Source organism: Streptomyces sp. NPDC005181, assembly GCF_040608395.1.
Lineage (GTDB): Bacteria > Actinomycetota > Actinomycetes > Streptomycetales > Streptomycetaceae > Streptomyces.
The window spans coordinates 1-18,982 of record NZ_JBEXID010000105.1; the positions used below are offsets into that span (position 1 = coordinate 1).

Genomic DNA, 18,982 nt, shown 5'->3' on the forward strand with positions numbered 1-18,982 from the left:
GCATTTTCAGCCCGTGCCGCTAGCCGCAACGCGCTGACCAGCATCGATCCCCGACCTGACCCACCGAAACCCCGCCGAACTGTGGAAGCCGGGTCTATCAGCGTTGAACTTGACGATCTTCTCAGGCAGCTCCGCGAGCGAGTCGATGCGCATCGTGGTGATCGAGTCCGCGTCCGGGTCGCGCTGCTGAATCGTGCCCCACGGCCCGCGTCGAATCAGAGCTGTCAGAAGGCCCGCCTGCACGGCCGGGCGGATGTCGTTGTCGAGCCGGTCGCCGACGTACAGGATCTCGCCCGGCTCGGCAGGCGTCGCCTCGATGACGCGGTCGAAGAACTTCACGTCCGGCTTCGACGCCCCCCAGTCATCACTGGTGGCGATCAGGTCGGACGGAAGGTCCAGTCCGCGCAGTAGGCCACCGGCCCGCACGGTCTGGTTTCCCGCGATGCCCACCCACAGGCCGGCCTCCCGCAGTGCGGCCAGTGTGGGTCGCACGTCGGCGTAGAGGTCGTCCTCGCCGAACCATTCCGGCTTCCCGGCCGCCGCGCGCTTCTCGCGCTCCTCGGTCAGATCGAACCCCGGACGGAACTCCTGGAACGTCTCGCGGTAGTCGCGCCCCTGCGCGATGACCGCCCCGAACATCGCCGCGAACGTATGCCGCGGCACCCCCAGCCAGTCCGCCCAGGTCCCGTACTCCCGAGTCTCGTCGACAAGACACTCACCCACGTCGAACACCACCGCACGAATCATGCTCCGCAGGTTAGACGGTGCGGTACGGAGAGGACCCAGTCCCGTCAGACTGCGGCTGAATCCCAACCCCTTCCCTGACCCGATCACGCGAGACGACAGGCGACCTCGCCGCCCTCCTGGCCCACGTCGCCCCGCGGGTCTGCGGTTCCCCCGGAATCCGGAACTTCCTGGATCCGCGCCAGTCGGTCCCGCTGGAGGCGGTACGGCCGGGGAGGTTCCCCGCGCCGGGGGCTACGCCTGCCCCAAGCCCAGGGCGGCCCCGGGCGAACCGCTCGGCCGCCTGAAGCCGTAACCCCTCGCGAAACTGATGCCGTTCGGCGGTCAGCCCGCCACCCTGTGGATACTGCATGCCCCAGTGATGCCGCAGCGGACCACGGCCCATCAGCCCCTACGACTCCACGAATTCAACCTCAGTAACCCCGACACCAACGTCGTCGAGCTCTGCAAGGAGCTCGGAATCTCCCGGCAGATCCTCTACCGGCACCTCTCACCGGGACGGCGAAGCACGACCTGGCGGGGCGCGGGTGCTCGCCCGCAAGTGGGGACCCGCAGAGGCTGCATCGTGGACCCAGCGGCCATCACTTACATGGCGGCAGTCTGGGGGTCGTCGTCCCGGTCGGTCGCCAGTGCGGCCGGCAGCGGCAGCCCGTACTTGTCGCACAGGAATCGGGTCTGGCAGTACCTCTGGGCGTCGGCGGCCACCCTGCCGAGGACCGCGGAATTCATACCGGCACCGATGAGGACACCCACGAACGGGACGACCTTGGCAACGTTTTGAATCGGCACCCTGGAGCCGGCCGGGCCCAGCTGTTGCATCAGCTTCTCGAGGGCGCCCAGGAGGCGGTGGTCGTTGCGGAGCTTCTGTGACCAGTTCACGCGTCCCTTGACCGCGTCCGCCGCCCGTGCAACGTCCCGCAACGGCTTGGCTTTGGCCGCTTGTGCCATGAAGGACCGCTGTACCAGGCGTTGGATGAAGTCCTGTTCCTTGGGGTCCTTGGCGTCGTAGCCGTAGGAGTACGCGATTCGCGCTGCTATCGACGTGCTCAGAACCTGTACGACGAGGATGTCCGCTGTCATCGCGACAGGGATACCGGCGACGGGAACCATGGCCAGCAGGCCCATGGCGCCGCCTTCGACCGCACCGGCGGCCCGCCACGTGAGGGTGTTGCGGGTCAGCAGCCGGTCGCAGACCTTGAGGTCCTGCTGCCGCAGTTCGGTGAAACTGTCGATTTCGAAGCCTTGCTTACGGGCGAGCTTCTCGACGTTCTTGGGGTCGTTGAGGTCCATGGCCTTGTCGTTGACCAGCTCGAGCAACGCTGCCGCGCCTGCGAGCGCCGGTCGCATGGCCGTGTCGGCGACCGCGTCGCCCGCGCGGCGGATCGGTTCCGCGACCGCCTCCGGCACCGCGTTCTTGACCCGTCTCGCGGCGTTTCCCGCGACCTCACCGGTGCGACCGAGCGCGGCGCTCGCCCAGTTCGGCAGACTGCGGCGGTCATTGCGGCGTTGCCAGTGCTCGTTGAGCGCGTCCCACACCTGCCTGTCGTACGCGCTCATCGGGGTTGCATCGTCGCTGAGTGGGTCGGAGTAGGTGGTCATTGAGGTTCTCCATTTCAACTGTGATCGCGTGGCCCACGATGCTCACCCGGCCGACACGTGGGTGAAGCCGCAGGGCGGGGGCCGATGCCCGAAGCCGACTGCACCGACCACCTGCTGGTTACTGAGATTGAGCTCGTGAAGTCGACGCTGCGCGCAACGCGGTCGCCGCCGCAGGAGCACCTCACCCGGGGCATCGGGCAGGGCTGTGGACCATTCTTCGCCGGCGGGGTGGTCCCACAGCCCGACGATGGTGTCGTGGGTTCCACATCGCAGGTGGCACGACGGCCGACGAGCCAGGTATCCGACTTCCCGTCCGTCCCGTCCTGCGTGTCCACGCGACTGACGACCAGCGAACCTCACCGAGGCCGGCATATTCCGCGGCCTTGTCTTGGGCGTCTTTCCGGCTGGCGACGGTGGTGTTCATGTACGTCCCCTCCCCCCTGCAGCGCCCCGAGAGACGCCGCACGCCGGGCATATGCCCGGTCCCCGGCAAAAGACTTATCAGACACATGGGCCGGTTGTTAATACCTGGTCAACGAGTCAATTCCGTTACCAGTTCGCCGACTTCCGCCCGCCAGGTGCGGACCTGGTCCTTGGTGGGACCGATCTCGTACTGGTGGTAGTGGCACCCCAGGCAGAGGTGCGACCAGACGGCGTTGGCCCGGCGGGCGGTCGTCGCGACGGTGTAGCAGCGGAGGCAGAGCATCTTGGCCCGCGTGGTGACGGCGGCGAGGCCCGGCGCCGCGGCCTCGAGCGTGTGGTCGACGGCGATCTCCAGGGCTGTCCGCAGCGCGAGGGAGGCTCCGCGGTGCCGGCCGGCTGCCGTTGCCCCGACGCTGGGGTCGGAGAGCAGCCGGTCGGCCGTCAGCAGCAGCTCGTCGATGGAGGCGCCCGGGGTGCTCGTCACTTGGTCACCTCTGCCCTACGCACCTTCTGCGCGAGGTCGTTGATCTCGTCCACGAAGCGGTGAGGGTCGGCGATCCGCGCCCCCGCGGCGTGGGCACCGCTCTGGCACTGTTTGAGGAGGTCCACCGAACGCGGTCCGCAGCGGGTGCGGAGTTCCCGATACACATCGTCGGTGCGGCCGATGTCGCCGAAGAAGGCCAGCGCGGCCATCTTCATGAGCTTGTCGGCGTCGGCTACGGCGGCATGCAGATCATGCTCGGAACCTCCGGAGCGGTGGTGCTGGACCCAGGCCGCCTCGACGAAGGCGTTCTCCAGGGCGATCCGGCACAGGCTGGGCAGCACATGGGTGCGTGCTGCCTCCGGCAGGTTTTTGGTGCTGGCAAGAGCCCTGGCGTCCCCGATTGCCTGGCGTACCGGGTCGGTCACCGGCTTGACGTGCACCTTGGAAGACTTGCCCCGCTCGACCTCGAACACCGTGACCGTCAGCTCCTGGGTCGTGAAGGCGCGCTGGAGCCGGGTGTCGTGGGTGAACACGATCACCTGCCGGTGCTCGCCGAGTTCGTGCAGGACCTGGGCGAGCCCGTTGACCTTGGCGGGGTCCATGGACTGCACGGGGTCGTCGATGACGATGAAGCCGAACGGGCTGTCGGCGGTGGCGGCCCGGGGCAGGAACAGGGACAGCGCGAGAGAGTGCTGCTCTCCCTGGCTCATGACGCTCAGGGCCGAAGCCTCCTCGCCGTCGACGGTGACGTCCATGACGAGCTTGCGGACGGTGGCCTTCTCACTGCCCTGAAGACTCACCGACTGGAGGTCGATGTCGCTCTCCTGGCGAAGCTTCTCCCAGATCCGCTGAGAGTGACCTGTGAAGCCCTCCATGCGCTTCTCCCGCAGCTCGGCGGAGAGTGCCTTGACCCAGGCGCGAGCCTTCTTGATGTGACCCAGCCGGGGCTCGCCCTCCGCCGCGGCGCGGGCCTTCTGCGTCCAGCTCGCCAGGCGCGTGACGAGCTGACGCCACCGCTCATCCCGCTTCTCCAGCTCCCTGACGGCGTTGTCCTTCACCGCGGCGCAGGCATCGGCCAGGGTCAAGGCAGTGTCGTGGACGCGCTGGGCGAGCTCACCCGGGTCGCTGACCGTCCGGCAGGCGAGCCAGGCGTTCCACGGATCGGCCAGGGCGGCCGGGATCCGCTGGGGCGTCTGGACGAGGTTCTGTGCCGCCCGTGCCGCCGCCCGCAGTTCGCTGCGGGCGTCCTCGGCGGTCTTCGCCTCCTGGCGGAGCATGGCGATCTGAGCACTGGCGCCGGCGGCCCACGCGACATCGAGGACCTGCGCAGTGCCACAGACGGGACAGGACCCCTCGTCGGGGTGGCGGTTGTTGTGAGCCAGGGCCTTCTCCAGGAGGTTGGCGCGCTGCAGCGCATCCTCGGCGCCGGTCAGACGCACGTCCTCGACTCCGGCGAGCGCCTCGCGCAGCCGGTCCACCGCGGCCCCGACCTGCTCCAGGTCGGGGCCCTGCACGTCGGCCTCGGCGCGCAGCTCGGCGAGGAGGCCGACGTCGGTGGCGGGCAGGCCCGCCACCAGCCCCTCAAGGGTCTCGAAGTCGGGCCGGCCCTTCGTCTCGATGGCTATGAGTGCCTGGACTGCACGGTCGTCGTCCTGCAGTGCGTACAGCGCGTCCTTGAGCTCCGGCACCTCGTTCTTCGACGCCTTGACGGCGTCGCCCAGCGACTTCTCCTGCTGCCCGAGACGGTTGTACGCGGCGCTGATGTGGCCCAGTCCGAGGATCGTGGCGATGGAGTCGTACATCTGGGCGGGCTTGCCGCTGATCATGCGGCCGAGATCGACGTACGACAGGAAGGGGCGGTAGTCCGTCAGGGCCTGCTTCCAGTCCACCTGGTCGAGGGGGACCGTCCCGTGTCCGGGCCGCCGAAACGTGCCCGTGCAGTCGCCGACGTCGTTGCCGGTCCAGGTGCGGGTGAGCGTGCTCCGGCCGGTGTCGCCCTCGATGGCGAGCTTGACCTCGACCTCCGTCTTGGAACTCTGGTGCAGGTTGCGCCAGTTGCTGGTGCGCGTCGCGTCCTGTCCCAGCCAGCGCATGTTCGTGCCGGTGAAGGCCGTCTCGACGGCCTCGGCGATGCTGGACTTGCCGGAGCCGTTGCGGCCCACGACGAGAGTGACACCAGGCCGGGGGCTGAGGTTGAGCCAGGTACGGGGACCGATGCCACGGAACCCCTCCACGGAGACGGAGTCGAGGTAGATCCGGCCCATTGGAGAGGTCCCCTGGGTCTCCGTGCCGCCGAGGGCCTCCGCCAGGAGCGCCTTCACGGGTTCGCCGAGGTCTGCCTCGGCCAGCCGTGCCTCCACCAGATCGGCGAGGGGTACGGACTGGCCGGCCGGGGCTTCCCCGGCCGGGTTCATGGAAGGGCGTGCGTCCGGCGTGGGCTGTTCTGAACTGGTCATGGGGGCCTCCCTGGATCCGGTGATGATTCGGACGAGTGGGACATCGGCGGGTGCTGCAGACATGGGTGTCTGGCACGGCGGGTTGTCGATGAGTCGGAACTTCGGAGACGACGGAGTCGGTATGGCACCGGTCTGTCGCCGATGAGGCGTACGCGATGTGCTCGCGTCGATGAGCGCTTCGTCCGCTGCGGCGGTCAGTCGCCCAGCGTGAACTCGAGCCCGCCTGCCCGTAGGGCGGCCTCCGTCTGCGTGAGGCCGCCGCGGTGGGCCACCTCGACGGTGTAGAACTTCGAGCCCGGGGCGATGTCGTCGACCGTGAAGGGGAAGACGCACCCGGCCTCGGCCTTCTCACCCAGGCCGAGAGAGCCGGTGGCGACCAAGGTCCCGTCCGCGTCGGTGACGTTGACCTGGGTGCCGAAGTCGATGTCGGAGTAACCGCCGGTTCCGGAGCACAGCTCCCCGGGCTGGAGTCCCACGCCGACCTCGGCGAGGGTGAGACTGCCCTCCGTTTCGAACGGTCCCGGTGCCCGACTCGCTCGGGACACGGCGGAGCTCGAACGGTTGTCGCCGGCCTTCGCCGGGGCCTCGTCGCCGCCGAGCAAGGACAGCGAAGCCCAGCAGATGCCCACCGCCGCGGCTCCGACGCCGATGCCGAGCAGCAGGATCGTGCCCTGCGACAGACGGGCCCAGCGGGAACGGCTCGTCGACGGGGCGCCTGCCGTCGAATCGCTTGACGGCGGAGACGCGGGCATCGGCGGAGCCTCGGTGGTGGTCGGCAGCGGGGCCGGAGAGGAAACGTCAGTGGGCTGCTCGGGCTCGGACATCGCGGTGCTTCCCCTCATGGAGTGGTCGAGAGCGGAACGGAACTGGGGGCGTGGGCGGAACTGGCGGAGAGTATGGGAGAGGCCGCCCGTGAGGCGTGACCCGAGGGACGACCTGCCCAGGTGGGCGAGGAACCCGACACCGCCGGTCAATGCGAGCCAGGGAAACCCCCCAAGGCGTCAGCCGACCTTCTTCCAGTCCTGGCAGCCGCTGGTCTTGAAGTACTCGCCCTTGTTGACCGTGACGCGGCCCTGCCCCTGGATGTTGTCGTTGGCGATGATCGCGTCGAACTCCCCGGAGGCGTTCTTGAGGCGCGCCCAGTAGCAGTTGGGGATGACGCTGTCCTCCGGGCCACCGGTCCGGTAGGTCCCGGCCTGGATGTCCTCGCCCACGAGGAACTGCCCCTCGCCCGAGAAGCTGCTCGGGGGACCGGACTTCTTCACCGGCTTCGGCTTGGCCGTGACCGTCGTCTTGACCGTCTCGGTGACGGTTACCGCCGGCTTCGGTGCCGCGGTCTCGGTGACCGTGGCGGCCGGGGAGGCGCCCGAGGCGTTCGCCGTACCGCTGGACTCTCCACCGCCACCGATCGCGGCACCGAAGATCAGCGCGACGAGCGCCGTCGCGCCGTGGGTGAGCCAGACCTTGCGCCGCGACGGCGTGCGCCCGGCGGGCGGCAGGCCCGGCACGGGCGGCTGGGTGTACGTGTGCGGCGTCGGCTGCGGAGGCACCGTTCCCCAGCCGGCGCCCCCGCCCGTGCCTCCCGACGGCTGGTGGGCGGGCGGCATCGAGGACATGTCAGTCATGGGGAGACCTCCGGATCGCGACTGCGGTGAGCACCGGGTGTCGGTGCGTCGAACGAGCACCAGAGTGGGACCGACAGGCTCCAAAAACCTTTGGAGAAGCTGATAACCGGGGTTATCAGCTTCTCTCTCCTTCCGCTTTTCCCTTCGCTGTAGGGTTCTGCCTGCCGCGAGCCCCACCGAGGGCTGCCGGGGCCATGGACGTCCTACCGGGGCCAGTACAGAGGGGGCGAGGCGAGTGACCAGCACACGCGAAGAGGCCGTGTCGCCCATCGTGCCCGAGCCGCCGGCCTGGCGGATCACGTATGCGGAAATCGCCACCCTTGCCCAGGTGCGTCGGCCCGTCCCCACCACCTGGAGCCGCAGGCACCCGGACTTTCCCGCTCCCGTCGCCCACGAGGAAGGGCGGCCCCTGTTCGACGCTCGCGCGGTCGTCGACTGGCTGACGACGACGGGCCGCGGCAACGCCGATCCCCGCCATCTGCGGGCCGAACTGGCCCTGTACACCCTGGCCGCCTGGCGGACGCCGGCCCTTTCCGCCTCCGTCCTGGTGGGGGCGCTGACCGTGCTGATCTGCTTGCGCCGGCAACTCGACGTCCCTCTCTCGGGCCAGAGCTGGGACGCGGTCCTCACCCAGGCCGACGAGCTCGATCCCGAGGACACGTACGCGTCAGTCGAGTTGAAGGCCGTCCCGGAGCCGGACCGCATCGGCCCCGAGCTGGCCGCGTTGGCCGACGAGCTGACCGAGGCCGCCTACACCCCCGCCGAGGCTTTCGACTGGGTCCTGGAGGCCCGGCGCCGCCTCGGCTCCCACGACCTGGCCGCCGACGAGCCCACCCCGGCGGTGATACGCGCCCTCGCGGCCCTGTCCGGCGTCGACACCCTCGACGAAGGCTCCGTCGTCGCCACCCCGCACGCCTGCTCCGGCGACCTGCTCGCCGCCCTGCACGCCCGGGCCGCCGAGGACTCCGGCCACACCTACCTCGCCGCCGACCCCGACCCGGTGCGGGCCCGCCTGGTCCGCCGCCGGATGCTCGTCCGAGGCGTGAACGAGTTCGACCTCGGCGTCACCGAGGGGCAGGACCTGCCCGTCAACGACTGGGGATACCCCCATCTGCTGGTCTGTGTCCTCCCCTACGAATCGGCGGAGAATCGCAGCCCGCAGGTCGTGCTGGAACAGGTGCAGGCACTCACCGACTACCTCGACGAAGGCTCAACAGCCGTCGTCATCGGCCCCGCCGACGTGCTCGTCCGCCCGCTTCCCCGGCACAGCGAGGCCGACCGCCTGCGCCGGTCCTTCCTCCGGAACGGTTTACTCAAGGCCGCGGTCAGTCTCCCCGACGGCGCGTTCCCCTACCGTCCCGGCTACCGCACCGCCCTCTGGGTACTGGCCCGCACCCCGGCGGAACACCGTACGGGCCTGGTTCTTCTCGCCGACTACTCCGCGCAGCCGCTCACCGACGCGGCCCTCAACGAGCTCGCCGAGGACATCGCCATCTGGCGCGCCGCCCCCTGGCGAGGCGATCGCCGTCACGAACCCCGCCACGCGGTGATCGTCCCCGCGAAGGACCTCGACGACCGGCCGGGCGCCGCCTTCACCACGCAGCACCGCCCGACTATGGCCCGCTACACCCGGGGCGTCATCGAGCGTCCGGTCCGCATCAGCGCCCTGGAGCAGCGCCTGACGGAGCTGCACGAGCAGGCCCGGCAGCGCACCGACCTGCGCGCGGCACTGAGTACCCAGGCCGTGCTGCGCCCCGACGACCAGCCCGTGCGGCGCACTACCGTCCGCCGGCTCCTCGACGATCGGCGCCTGCGCCGACGCCCCGGGCACCGTTTCGCCGACGAACACCTCACGGCAGACGGTCACTACACGGTGCTGACGCCCGACGAGGTCCTCGGCATCGCCCGCCCGGGCGGGCGATGCATCGACCGCGGGGTGCTCCTCACCGGCTACGAACACGCCTCGTTCACCGAGCCGGGCGACATCGTCGTCACCACAAGCCCCCGCTTTGGCACCTACGTCGACGAAGCGGGCCTGTCCCTGGTGGCAGCCCCGGCCCGCATCCTCCGCGTCCACCCCGACGCCGACCCGCCGGTGCTGCCCCGGGTCCTCGCGGCATTGTTGCGGGCGGCAGCCACCGAGTACGCGCGCACCAGCGGCGCGGTGCGGGCCTCGCGAGGCATCGAAGACCTCCTCATCCCCGACCTGAGCCGGCACGAGGCCGAGCGCTTCGACGCCGTGCTCGCGGAGATCGAGACCCGCGCGCACCTCCTGCGGGAGCAGTCCGCCGCTCTCGACGACCTGGTCCGCCTCACCGCCGCCGGTATCGCCGACGGCACGCTTACCCTCCAGAACCTCCCCGGAACCGACGACTGAAGGAGACGGTCTGCCCCATGGCTACCGCTGCGAAGAAACCCACCGATCAGGCGGAGTTGTTCAGCGCCTCCACCGCCAAGGAGATCCAGGCGATCCTGTGGAAGGCCGCTGACAAGCTGCGCGGCTCCATCGACGCCGCGCAGTACAAGGAGTTCGTCCTTGGCCTGATCTTCCTGAAGTACGTCTCCGACGCCTTCGACGAGCGCCGCTCCAAGCTGGCCACGGAACTCGCCGATGACGGCATCACCGAGGACCGGATGGACGACTTCCTGGAGGACCGGGACGAGTACACCGGCGCCCACGTCTTCTGGGTTCCGGAGACCGCCCGTTGGACGTGGATCGCCACCCACGCCAAGAGCCAGGGCGTCGGCAAGCTCCTCGACGACGCGATGGACGCCGTCATGACCGAGAACGCCTCGCTCAAGGGCGTCCTGCCGAAGATCTTCAACCGCGACAACGTCGACCAAAAGCGTCTCGGCGAACTCGTCGACCTCATCAGCGACGCCCGCTTCGGCGGCAGCGGCGACAAGCCCGCGCAGGACGTGCTGGGCGAGGTGTACGAGTACTTCCTCGGCAACTTCGCTCGAGCCGAGGGCAAGCGGGGCGGTGAGTTCTACACGCCGCAGTCCGTCGTCCGGCTGATCGTGGAGATCCTGGAGCCGTACGGGGGGCGGGTCTACGACCCGGCGTGCGGCTCGGGCGGCATGTTCGTCCAGGCGGCCAAGTTCATCGAGGCGCACGCCGGGCGCGCCCACAAGGCCGATATCTCGGTCTTCGGCCAGGAGCTCAACGAGCGCACCTGGCGCCTGGGCAAGATGAACCTCGCCATCCACGGCATCGACGGCAACCTCGCCCCCCGTTGGGGCGACACCTTCGCCGACGACAAGCACCCCGACCTCAAGGCCGACTTCGTCATGGCCAACCCCCCGTTCAACATCAAGGACTGGGCGCGGGACGAGAGCGACCCGAGGTGGAGGTACGGAGTACCACCGAAGGGCAACGCCAACTACGCCTGGCTCCAGCACATGATCTCCAAGCTGGGCGAGCGGGGCACCGCCGGCATCGTCCTGGCCAACGGCTCCATGAGCTCCCAGCAGAGCGGAGAGGGCGAGATCCGCCAGGCGCTGGTCGAGGCCGACCTGGTGGCCTGCATGGTCGCCATGCCCTCCCAACTGTTCCGCACGACACAGATCCCGGCGTGCCTGTGGTTCCTGGCCAAGGACAAGACCCCCCAGGGCGCGAAGCGTCTGGACGACCGGCGCGGCGAGATCCTGTTCATCGACGCCCGGAACATGGGCGAGATGGTGGACCGTACGGAACGCGTACTGACGGAGGCCGACCTCGCGAAGATCGCCGGCGCGTATCACGCGTGGCGGGGAACGACGTCGGCGCGTGAGGCGGGGCTGACGTACGAAGATGAGGCGGGGTTCTGCTTCTCGGCCGACCTGGAGACGGTGCGAGGGCACGGGTACGTGCTGACGCCGGGGCGGTACGTGGGGGCTGTTGAGGCGGAGGAAGAGGGGGCGGAGGCGGTGGCGGAGCGGATCGCCGCGCTGACGGAGGAGCTGTACGGGCTCTTCGAGAAGTCGGCGGAACTGGAGAAGACGGTTCGGGACTGCCTGGGAGGTATCGACGGTGGCAACTGAGCGAATTTCTGTATCGCCCAGTATTCGCATCCCTGGAGGCATAGAGAATTCTCCTCCAGGCTGGAAGTGGGTGGGATTGGAGTCCATCTGCATTGGCATTTACGACTGCCCTCACTCCACGCCCAAGCTGACTCTGGAGGGCCCGTATGTAGCTCGAACCCAGGACGTTATTACTGGTCTTTTCCGCGCCGATGGTGCGGCCCATGTTTCCCAGGAGACCTATAAAGATCGCATCAAGCGCGCCGAACCGAGCTATGGCGATCTCCTCTATAGCCGCGAAGGCACTTACTTTGGGATCGCAGCCGAAGTACCCTCGGGCGTTCAGGTGTGTCTGGGCCAGCGAATGGTTCTCATCCGTCCCGATGCGGCGCATGTGGACCACCGCTTCCTGCGCTACTGGCTGAACTCGCCGGTCATGTCCACTCACGTCCACGGGCAACGAGATGGCTCAGTCGCCGAACGTCTTAACTTGCCGACGATTCGGGCCCTCCCGATTCCCTTGCCAGATGCCCGAGAACAGCGACAGATTGCTACGGTGCTCGGGGCGCTGGATGACAAGATCGCTGTCAACGAGCGCATCGCGGCCACGGCCCGCTCGTTGAGCCGCGCCAAAGCGTCTGGCGCTCTCAGCGGCGTATCCGGGGCCATAGGCCTGCTCGGGGATCACGTGGAAGTGACCAAGGGACTTTCCTACCGCAGCACTGACCTCGTGCCAGGGGGCGGACATCTGGTCACGCTGAAATGCATTGATCCCACCGGTGCGTTCAAGCAGAGTGGCCTGAAGCCGTTCTCTGGGGTGGCGAAGCCCGCGCAGATTGTGAAACACGGCGACGTCGTAGTGGCGCATACCGACCTCACCCAGCGTGCGGATGTACTCGGTCGGTCCGTCAGGGTTGTGCAACTCGGTGGACAGGACCGACTGGTTGCAAGCCTAGATCTCGCCGTTGTCCGCCCGAGAGGCTTCCTAACGCCCGAATACATCGACGCTCTTTTCGCATCGCGCGAGTTCCGCGAACATGCGCTGTCTTACGCCAATGGGACGACTGTCCTGCACCTCGGATCCCGAGCGATTCCCGAATTCACCTTCACGGTTCCGGGCGAAGAAACGGTTGCTGTGGTGACGCGGGCCACACACGCTCTCTTCGAAACCGCGGTTCAGGCGGGACATGAAGCCGTCACCCTCGCCGCCCTCCGCGACACCCTCCTCCCCCAACTCATGTCCGGCCGCCTTCGCGTCAAAGACGCCGAGAAGATTGTCGAGGATCACACATGACGCACGACGATGAGAGCGGAGGCAGAAGAAGCCAGAACCACCGCCCCCTGGAAGCCGACTGGGAAATCCTCGCCCTCGACGAACTCGCCGAGCTGGCCTGGCTGCCTGCCTCCGGCAATGAGTTCGCCCCCGGCTCCGGGCACCGTAAGTCCTGGGACGACCTGATCCTTTACCCCGACCTCCGTGAGGCGATCGAGCGGTTCAACCCCGAGCTGCCCCCGGACGCCGTCCGCGACGCAGTCGGTGTCGCGGCGACCCCCGAGTCGCAGGACACGTACGAGGAGAACCGCACCGCCCACGGTTACCTGACGACCGGCATCCGCTCGGTCGTCTACACCGACGCCTTCGGCGCCGAGCACAACCCGACCATCCGCCTTATCGATCCGACGGACCCGGACGGGAACACCTACCGCGCGCTGAACCAGGTCACCGTCGTCGACGGCGAGAAGCGACGCCGCTTCGACATCGTCCTGTACGTCAATGGACTCCCGCTCGCTGTACTGGAGTTGAAGCGTGCTGGCGACGAGAGCGCCACGCTCCAGGACGCGCACTCCCAGGTCTCCCGGTACGTGAAGGAGTTCCCGACCGCCTTCCGCTACAACGCGGTGGTGCTGCTCTCCGACGGCATCACGGCGAAGTACGGGACGCCCTTCACCCCGTACGAGCACTTCGCGCCGTGGAACACGGACGAGTCCGGGGCCCGCGTCGACCCGTTCGCCGCGGACGGAGACACGGTGGCCGACTCGGGCCAGAACCTGGCGCTGCACGGGCTGTTCACCCAGCCGCGGTTTCTCTCCCTGTGCCGGTCCTTCATCAACTTCGTCCCGTCCAAGCGGATTAAGCGCATCGCGAAGCCGCACCAGTACTTCGCGGTGACCCGGGCCGCGGAGAAGGTGCGCGAGGCGGCAGCCGGTGACGGGAAGGCCGGTGTCGTCTGGCACACGCAGGGCTCGGGCAAGTCCGAGGAGATGGTGCTCACCACGGCGATGGTGATGAGCGACCCGGCGCTGCTGAACCCGACCGTCGTCGTCATCACCGACCGCAACGACCTCGACGACCAGCTGTACTCCACCTTCCTGGAGAGCGAGATCCTCCCGGGTACGCCTCTCCAGGTCGCGACCCGGGCCAAACTGCGGGAGGAGCTCGCGGCCAAGCGGACCGGCGGCATCCTCTTCACCACCCTGCAGAAGTTCGGCAGGACCAAGGAGGAGAAGGAGTCGGGGGCCGACCACCCGCTGCTCTCCGACCGGCGCAACATCGTGGTCGTCGTCGACGAGGCCCACCGCAGCCACTACGACAACCTCGACGGCTACGCCCGCCACCTCCGCGACGCCCTCCCGCACGCCACGCTCCTCGCCTTCACCGGGACGCCGATTTCCGAGGCCGACCGCAACACCCGCCAGGTCTTCGGCGGTTACATCGACATCTACGACCTCAAGAGGGCCGCCGACGACGGCGCAACGGTCAAGGTCTTCCACGAGGGCCGCGTCATCAAGCTCCTCCTCGGCAAGGACATCGACCCGACGAAGATCGACGAGGAAGCCGACCGCATCACCGACGGACTCGACGACACAGAGCGCCGCCGGGTCGAACAGGCCGTCGCTACCATGAACGCCATGTACGGTGCACCGGCCCGTGTCAGGGACCTCGCCGAGGACCTGGCGGCGCACTGGGAGGAGCGGCGCGAGCGAATGGGACCGTTCGTCGGTGTCTCCGAGAAGGGCGGAGCGGCCGGCAAGGCAATGGTTGTCTGCGCGACCCGTGAGATCTGCGTCCGGGTCTACAACGCCCTGCGCGAGCTGCGGCCGGAGTGGCACAGCGACGAGCCCGCCAAGGGCGCGATGAAGATCGTCTTCTCCTCGAACTCCCGCAAGGACGACGACCACCTGCTCGTCCACGCGCTGCCCGACGGCCAGCGCAAGGCGGTCATCAACCGGGCCAAGGACCCCGACGACGAGCTGGAGCTGCTCATCGTCAACAACATGCTGCTGACCGGCTTCGACGCCCCGCCGGTCCACACCATGTACCTGGACCGTCCACTCAAGGGCGCCAACCTGATGCAGGCCCTCGCCCGCGTCAACCGCCGCTTTCGCGGCAAGGAGGACGGTCTGCTCGTCGGCTACGCGCCGTTGACGGAGAACCTGCAGAAGGCGATCGCCGAGTACACGGACGCCGACCAGGAAGACCGCACCCTCGGCCAGGACCTCGACCGCGCGCTGGACGAGCTGCGCAACGAGTACGACATCCTCAGCGACATCCTGCGCGGCTTCAACTGGCGCGCGCGTCTTGAACAGCCCACCACGAAGGCATTCATCAACGCCGCCGGCGGAGCCGCCGAGTACCTCCGGAACCCGCGTACCCCGGGCAACGACCCGGAGAAGCTTGACGACCCCCGCCAGACCATCGGCCGGCGTTTCCGCGACCACTCCCACCGCCTGGAGCGCTTCTACGCGCTGTCCGCCAGCGCCACGAACATCGGCGAGCGTTTCCCGGACCACCCGACCTGGCGCCGGGACATCCAGTTCTTCGTCGAGGTCCGCGCCTATATGGCCAAGCTCGACGCGGCGGACCGCGAAGCCAGCGGCCTACCGGTAGCTCGCGACGTCGAGCTGTACCTCGCCCAGCTGACCTCGTCCGTGGTCGAGACCGGCGGGATATCGGACCTGTTCGCCGAGGCCGGCCTGGAGATGGCCGACCTGACGCACCTCAACGAGGCGCTCGTCGCCAAGCTCCAGGGCAGCGACACCCCGCACCTCGCTGCGGAGGCACTGAGGCGGCTCATCGAGCAGAAGATGCGCGAGGTCACGCGTCACAACATCGTCCGCCGCACGGCGTTCTCCGACCGTCTGCAGGACCTCATGATCCGGTACACGCGACAGCAGTACACAAGTGCCGAACTCATCGCCAAGCTCGTCGAGATGGCCAAGGAGGTAATCGAAGACGCCAGGCGAGGCGAGAAGTTCGACCCGCCACTGAACTGGCGCGAGCTCGCCTTCTACGACGCCGTGGCCGACCACGGTACGGCGCAGGAACTCATGGGCGACGAGGTCCTGGCGAGCATCGCCCGCGATCTCGTCGCGGAGGTGCAGAAGAAGCTCAAGCCGGACTGGATCGCACGTGAACCGGTCCGCGCCGGTCTCCGCAGCGCCATCAAGCGACTGCTGGCCCGACACGACTACCCGCCGGACCGTCGCGCGGAGGCTGTCGACCTGGTCCTGAAGCAGATGGAGCACTTCGCCAACGAGTGGTCCACCACGGGTGTGCCGGACGACTGAAGCAGCCTTCCGCCGCATTTTGCGTTGAGATGGACCATCCCGATCAACACTGAGTGGGTGGTCCTGTCGGCTCTCGCCGTACTGGGCCTGCGGCGGGACCGGTGCGGCGCGGCTACCGTGGCCAGTAGGACGGTGGTGTTGCAGACGGGTCCATACGGTCGAATCGGTGCTTGCTTACGGGGTTCAGGCCCTTGATGTGGATCAGTTGCTGAGTGCCTGCTTCGCCGAGTTCAGCGATGATCAGGGGCATTGCTGCGACCACCGCGCCCATCGCCAGGCCGAGCCCGGCCATGCCCTTGTGTGTCTGGCTGAACCGGATGTGATGCATGCCCGACTTCTTGATGGCTTCCGTCTCCAACGGATCCTCCAGCTGTCGGGCGTCTTTGGTCAGGAAGGCGTCGAAGCCCTTTCTCGCAGCATCGGGGAGAAGCGCGAGATCCTTCTTGCCCGCCCACTTGATCTCACTGACGTGCTTGATCTCGTGTCCAGGCAGAAGCCTTCTGAGCATCTCCAGCACCTGTACGGGGACGTTCTCGTCGATGAGGATCCGCATCAGGCAGCGCGCGCTCCCGTGCTGTAGCTGTCGACGTAGAGGGCGAAGGAAGCCGCGTCGCGTGCGGCTTCCGCAGTGACGCCGGGATAGTAGTCGGCGATCTTCTCTGGCGGGACGCCGTCCTCGACCAGCTCCGCGACGGCGTCGAAAGGGATCCTCGTGCCCGTGATCACGGGCTGTCCGCCCTGCGTCTCAGGATCGACCGTGACATGGTGCTTCGGCTGCAGCAGGTGAGGGACCACGACACCGGCTCTGGGAGCGAACTCCTGGAGGATGTCGGCCATGGTGGCGATCACTCGCTGGCCAGGACGTTTGACGAGATCAGTGCCGTGGTCGTCGTGGCCCCCGAGGACGATCGAGTCGCCCTCGGCCACCAGGGTGTAACTGGACAGATGCTCGACCTCCCCGATTTTCTTCAGGGTGGCCAGGGCCACACGGATCTTCTGGAGCGATGTGTCCTGACGAAGGTGGGCGAACGCGCGCAGCGCGAGCACATCGCGGAAGGAGTACAGGGCTGGCCTGGCTGCCAGCTCGGGCCGAAGGATCGGCCCGTTACCCCGGTCTTGTCGCCACGTGCGCAGTTGCCCGACCGTTGCCCCGGAGAGGGCGGCAGCCATACGGGTCGAGTACGCCATCTGCTCTCTCCCGTCCCGGTCACGTGCTTTGAGCGCCATCATCCCAGTTCCTTGAGCGGGAACGCTACAGAACACCGAGAGCCCAAGCATTCCGGATCCTCTACAAGAAGGCGGAGAGGTGTCCAGCGTGCGTGAGCGGTGCGTGAGCGGACGGGGGTGGCACGGGATGGACCAGGCGTCACGCTGATCACGGCTGCACGTCTCTGATCAGCGGAAACAGGATTCGGTGGCACCGTCCAGCACCCTCCGGGACGATCACGCAGGCCCTTGTAATGCGTAGGTCGTCGGTTCGAATCCGACAGGGGGCTCAGATGAAGCCCAGGTCAGATGTGCTCTGACCTGGGCTTTTGTCGTCAGCGGATGCGGCGGCGGGCGCGGGCGCGGGCCGCGCGGCGGTCTCCAGTCTCAGTTCTAGTCTCAGTCGCGGCCGAGACACCTGTTCCGGGGCGGGCAGGAAGGCGTCTCCCATGCGGCGCATGGCGTCCTTGGAGAGATGCGAGCGGCCCTTGACGTAGCGGCGCGTCTGACTGATCTGGGTGTGCCGAAGGATCTCCATGATCGTGGGCATGTCCACCCCCAGCTCATTCAGGATCGTGCCCGCCGTGTGGCGGCTCCCGTCGTAGAGGCGACGGTCACCGATGCCCGCCTCCGCCAGCAGCTCCTTGAACTCTCCCCAGTCGTCGCGGGGGTCGATGGGGCGGCCGTCGACCCGGGTGAACACGGCCTGGTGCTCCTGCCAGAGTTCGCCGGCTGCCTCCCGTAGTTCGTCCTGCTGTGCCTTGTGCGCGATCAGGTAGGGAATGAAGGCGGGCGGGATCGGTACGGGGTTCGTGCTCTTCTTGGTCTTGGGGCGGGTGAAGGCCAGACCGCCGCCCTTGCGCTCGGGGCAGATGCTCGCGTGCCTGACGCACGTCTTGGTGCACGGCTTCGGGCATCCGCGCTTGTAGCCCTTGTGCGTGGCGCAGTCCAGCGGGCAAGACTCGAAGCGGTGCAGGCGCGCCCCGCAGGCGTGCGCGTCACCGCAGCCGTGTCGCCACGTGAGCCGCTGGAGCTGCCACCGGGGGTGGAACAGCTCCGCCTGTAGGTCGACATAGGGCCAGCGCAGTCCGAGGGTCTCGCCCTGCCGGAAGCCCATGCCGACGCCGACGATCCACCGCATGAAGGTGGGCCGCTTGGCCGCCGCTTCCAGGAACGCTTTCGCCTCTTCCTGGGTGAACGGGTTCGTCTCGGTCTCGTCGATGCTGGGCGGGTCGACCAGCGTGGCGACGTTCTCGCCGATCATCCGCCGGCGGTGGGCAATCTTCAGGGCCCGCGACAGGATGCGGTGCACCTTGACCACGTGGGACGGCGCGCGTCCGGCATCGAGCATGGCCCGGTACATCTGCTCAAGGTGCTCGGGGGCGAGCTTGTCGATGCGGTGCTTCCCGACGCCGGGGATGATGTCGTTTCGGGTCTTGGACCAGTAGTCGTCCAGCGAGCGGGGCTTGAGCTTCAGGCTCGCGATGTCGGTCAGGTAGGTCTCCATCCACTGGCCGACCGTGGGCTTCCGGCCCGCCTTGGTCGCGCGCCCCTCGTCGCGCAGCTTCTCCAGCTCGCGGACCTTGCGGCGCACTGCGGGCTCCGTACGGGCCATGCGGTGGCGGCGGTCGGGGCTCTCATCGGGCAGCACGCCCATGGTGACGCGGCCGTGCCACCAGGCGTCATCGCCGAAGTAGATGGTGGATTCTAGGTTCGACTTGCGGGGGCTCATCTGGTCCTCCATGCGAGAGGCGCCCCGAGCGGAGTGCTCGGGGCGCCTCTAGATGAATGAGTCCAAGGGGTGTGGTTGCGGTCAGTGATCGTAGGCGGTTAGTGATCGCTTGACGGGGTGCCCGGTCTTGTCGTTGTGCCAG

At 68.0% G+C, this 18,982-nt stretch carries 12 protein-coding genes, 1 tRNA gene and 1 pseudogene; 5 read left to right on the forward strand and 9 right to left on the reverse strand.

Annotation, left to right across the window (positions count from 1 at the left end; translation table 11 throughout):
- Positions 1-6 precede the first annotated feature (6 nt).
- The 6 genes from ABZV38_RS34965 to ABZV38_RS34990 form a co-directional block, all read right to left on the reverse strand.
- A complete protein-coding gene (locus ABZV38_RS34965; RefSeq protein WP_356332485.1) occupies positions 7-747 on the reverse strand; it encodes an HAD family hydrolase in 741 nt (246 codons plus the stop codon).
- Between the two features lie 582 nt (positions 748-1,329).
- Positions 1,330-2,343: an EcsC family protein gene (locus ABZV38_RS34970; RefSeq protein ID WP_356332486.1), complete on the reverse strand. Its 1,014-nt coding sequence runs from the start codon at positions 2,341-2,343 to the stop codon at positions 1,330-1,332.
- Positions 2,344-2,875: 532 nt separating this feature from the next.
- On the reverse strand, positions 2,876-3,250 hold the full coding sequence (locus ABZV38_RS34975; protein WP_356332487.1) for a hypothetical protein: 375 nt from the start codon (positions 3,248-3,250) through the stop codon (positions 2,876-2,878).
- Positions 3,247-5,706 carry an AAA family ATPase gene (locus ABZV38_RS34980; protein ID WP_356332488.1) on the reverse strand — a complete coding sequence of 820 codons (2,460 nt, stop codon included), beginning with the start codon at positions 5,704-5,706 and terminating at the stop codon, positions 3,247-3,249. The genes ABZV38_RS34975 and ABZV38_RS34980 overlap by 4 nt, the downstream gene beginning before the upstream one ends.
- A 194-nt stretch (positions 5,707-5,900) precedes the next feature.
- A complete protein-coding gene (locus ABZV38_RS34985) occupies positions 5,901-6,530 on the reverse strand; it encodes a hypothetical protein (protein ID WP_356332489.1) in 630 nt (209 codons plus the stop codon).
- 177 nt (positions 6,531-6,707) lie between these two features.
- Positions 6,708-7,331, reverse strand: coding sequence for a hypothetical protein (locus tag ABZV38_RS34990; RefSeq protein WP_356332490.1), 624 nt, complete (start codon positions 7,329-7,331; stop codon positions 6,708-6,710).
- A 235-nt stretch (positions 7,332-7,566) separates the two neighbouring features.
- Here ABZV38_RS34990 and ABZV38_RS34995 point away from each other — a divergent pair, with 235 nt between their 5' ends.
- The 4 genes from ABZV38_RS34995 (at position 7,567) to ABZV38_RS35010 (ending at position 15,902) form a co-directional block, all read left to right on the forward strand.
- On the forward strand, positions 7,567-9,708 hold the full coding sequence (locus ABZV38_RS34995; RefSeq protein WP_356332491.1) for a hypothetical protein: 2,142 nt from the start codon (positions 7,567-7,569) through the stop codon (positions 9,706-9,708).
- A 17-nt stretch (positions 9,709-9,725) separates the two neighbouring features.
- Positions 9,726-11,354: a class I SAM-dependent DNA methyltransferase gene (locus tag ABZV38_RS35000; protein ID WP_356332492.1), complete on the forward strand. Its 1,629-nt coding sequence runs from the start codon at positions 9,726-9,728 to the stop codon at positions 11,352-11,354.
- Positions 11,355-11,424: 70 nt separating this feature from the next.
- Positions 11,425-12,627 carry a restriction endonuclease subunit S gene (locus ABZV38_RS35005; RefSeq protein WP_356332493.1) on the forward strand — a complete coding sequence of 401 codons (1,203 nt, stop codon included), beginning with the start codon at positions 11,425-11,427 and terminating at the stop codon, positions 12,625-12,627.
- Entirely contained in the window at positions 12,624-15,902 is a 3,279-nt protein-coding gene (locus ABZV38_RS35010; RefSeq protein WP_356332494.1) for a type I restriction endonuclease subunit R, read from the forward strand. The genes ABZV38_RS35005 and ABZV38_RS35010 overlap by 4 nt, the downstream gene beginning before the upstream one ends.
- A 112-nt stretch (positions 15,903-16,014) precedes the next feature.
- On the opposite strand, the gene ABZV38_RS35015 is transcribed toward ABZV38_RS35010, so the two are convergent.
- Both ABZV38_RS35015 and ABZV38_RS35020 read right to left on the reverse strand, forming a co-directional pair.
- Positions 16,015-16,455: a DUF5615 family PIN-like protein gene (locus ABZV38_RS35015; protein ID WP_356332495.1), complete on the reverse strand. Its 441-nt coding sequence runs from the start codon at positions 16,453-16,455 to the stop codon at positions 16,015-16,017.
- Entirely contained in the window at positions 16,455-17,090 is a 636-nt protein-coding gene (locus ABZV38_RS35020; RefSeq protein WP_356332496.1) for a DUF433 domain-containing protein, read from the reverse strand. Before ABZV38_RS35020 ends, ABZV38_RS35015 begins: the two co-directional genes overlap by 1 nt.
- Positions 17,091-17,329: 239 nt before the next feature.
- Here ABZV38_RS35020 and ABZV38_RS35025 point away from each other — a divergent pair.
- A tRNA-Ser gene (locus ABZV38_RS35025) sits at positions 17,330-17,398 on the forward strand.
- Positions 17,399-17,443: 45 nt separating this feature from the next.
- On the opposite strand, the pseudogene ABZV38_RS35030 reads toward ABZV38_RS35025, so the two are convergent.
- Positions 17,444-18,840 (reverse strand): annotated as a pseudogene (locus tag ABZV38_RS35030) (tyrosine-type recombinase/integrase).
- Between the last annotated feature and the right edge of the window lie 142 nt (positions 18,841-18,982).

Excerpts from the sequence above, each read along its gene's own strand:
- ABZV38_RS34965 (WP_356332485.1), bottom strand. The coding sequence starts at position 747 with ATGATTCGTGCGGTGGTGTTCGACGTGGGTGAGTGTCTTGTCGACGAG.
- ABZV38_RS34970 (WP_356332486.1), bottom strand. The coding sequence starts at position 2,343 with ATGACCACCTACTCCGACCCACTCAGCGACGATGCAACCCCGATGAGC.
- ABZV38_RS34980 (WP_356332488.1), bottom strand. The coding sequence starts at position 5,706 with ATGACCAGTTCAGAACAGCCCACGCCGGACGCACGCCCTTCCATGAAC.
- ABZV38_RS34985 (WP_356332489.1), bottom strand. The coding sequence starts at position 6,530 with ATGTCCGAGCCCGAGCAGCCCACTGACGTTTCCTCTCCGGCCCCGCTG.
- ABZV38_RS34990 (WP_356332490.1), bottom strand. The coding sequence starts at position 7,331 with ATGACTGACATGTCCTCGATGCCGCCCGCCCACCAGCCGTCGGGAGGC.
- ABZV38_RS35000 (WP_356332492.1), top strand. The coding sequence starts at position 9,726 with ATGGCTACCGCTGCGAAGAAACCCACCGATCAGGCGGAGTTGTTCAGC.
- ABZV38_RS35010 (WP_356332494.1), top strand. The coding sequence starts at position 12,624 with ATGACGCACGACGATGAGAGCGGAGGCAGAAGAAGCCAGAACCACCGC.
- ABZV38_RS35015 (WP_356332495.1), bottom strand. The coding sequence starts at position 16,455 with ATGCGGATCCTCATCGACGAGAACGTCCCCGTACAGGTGCTGGAGATG.
- ABZV38_RS35020 (WP_356332496.1), bottom strand. The coding sequence starts at position 17,090 with ATGGCGTACTCGACCCGTATGGCTGCCGCCCTCTCCGGGGCAACGGTC.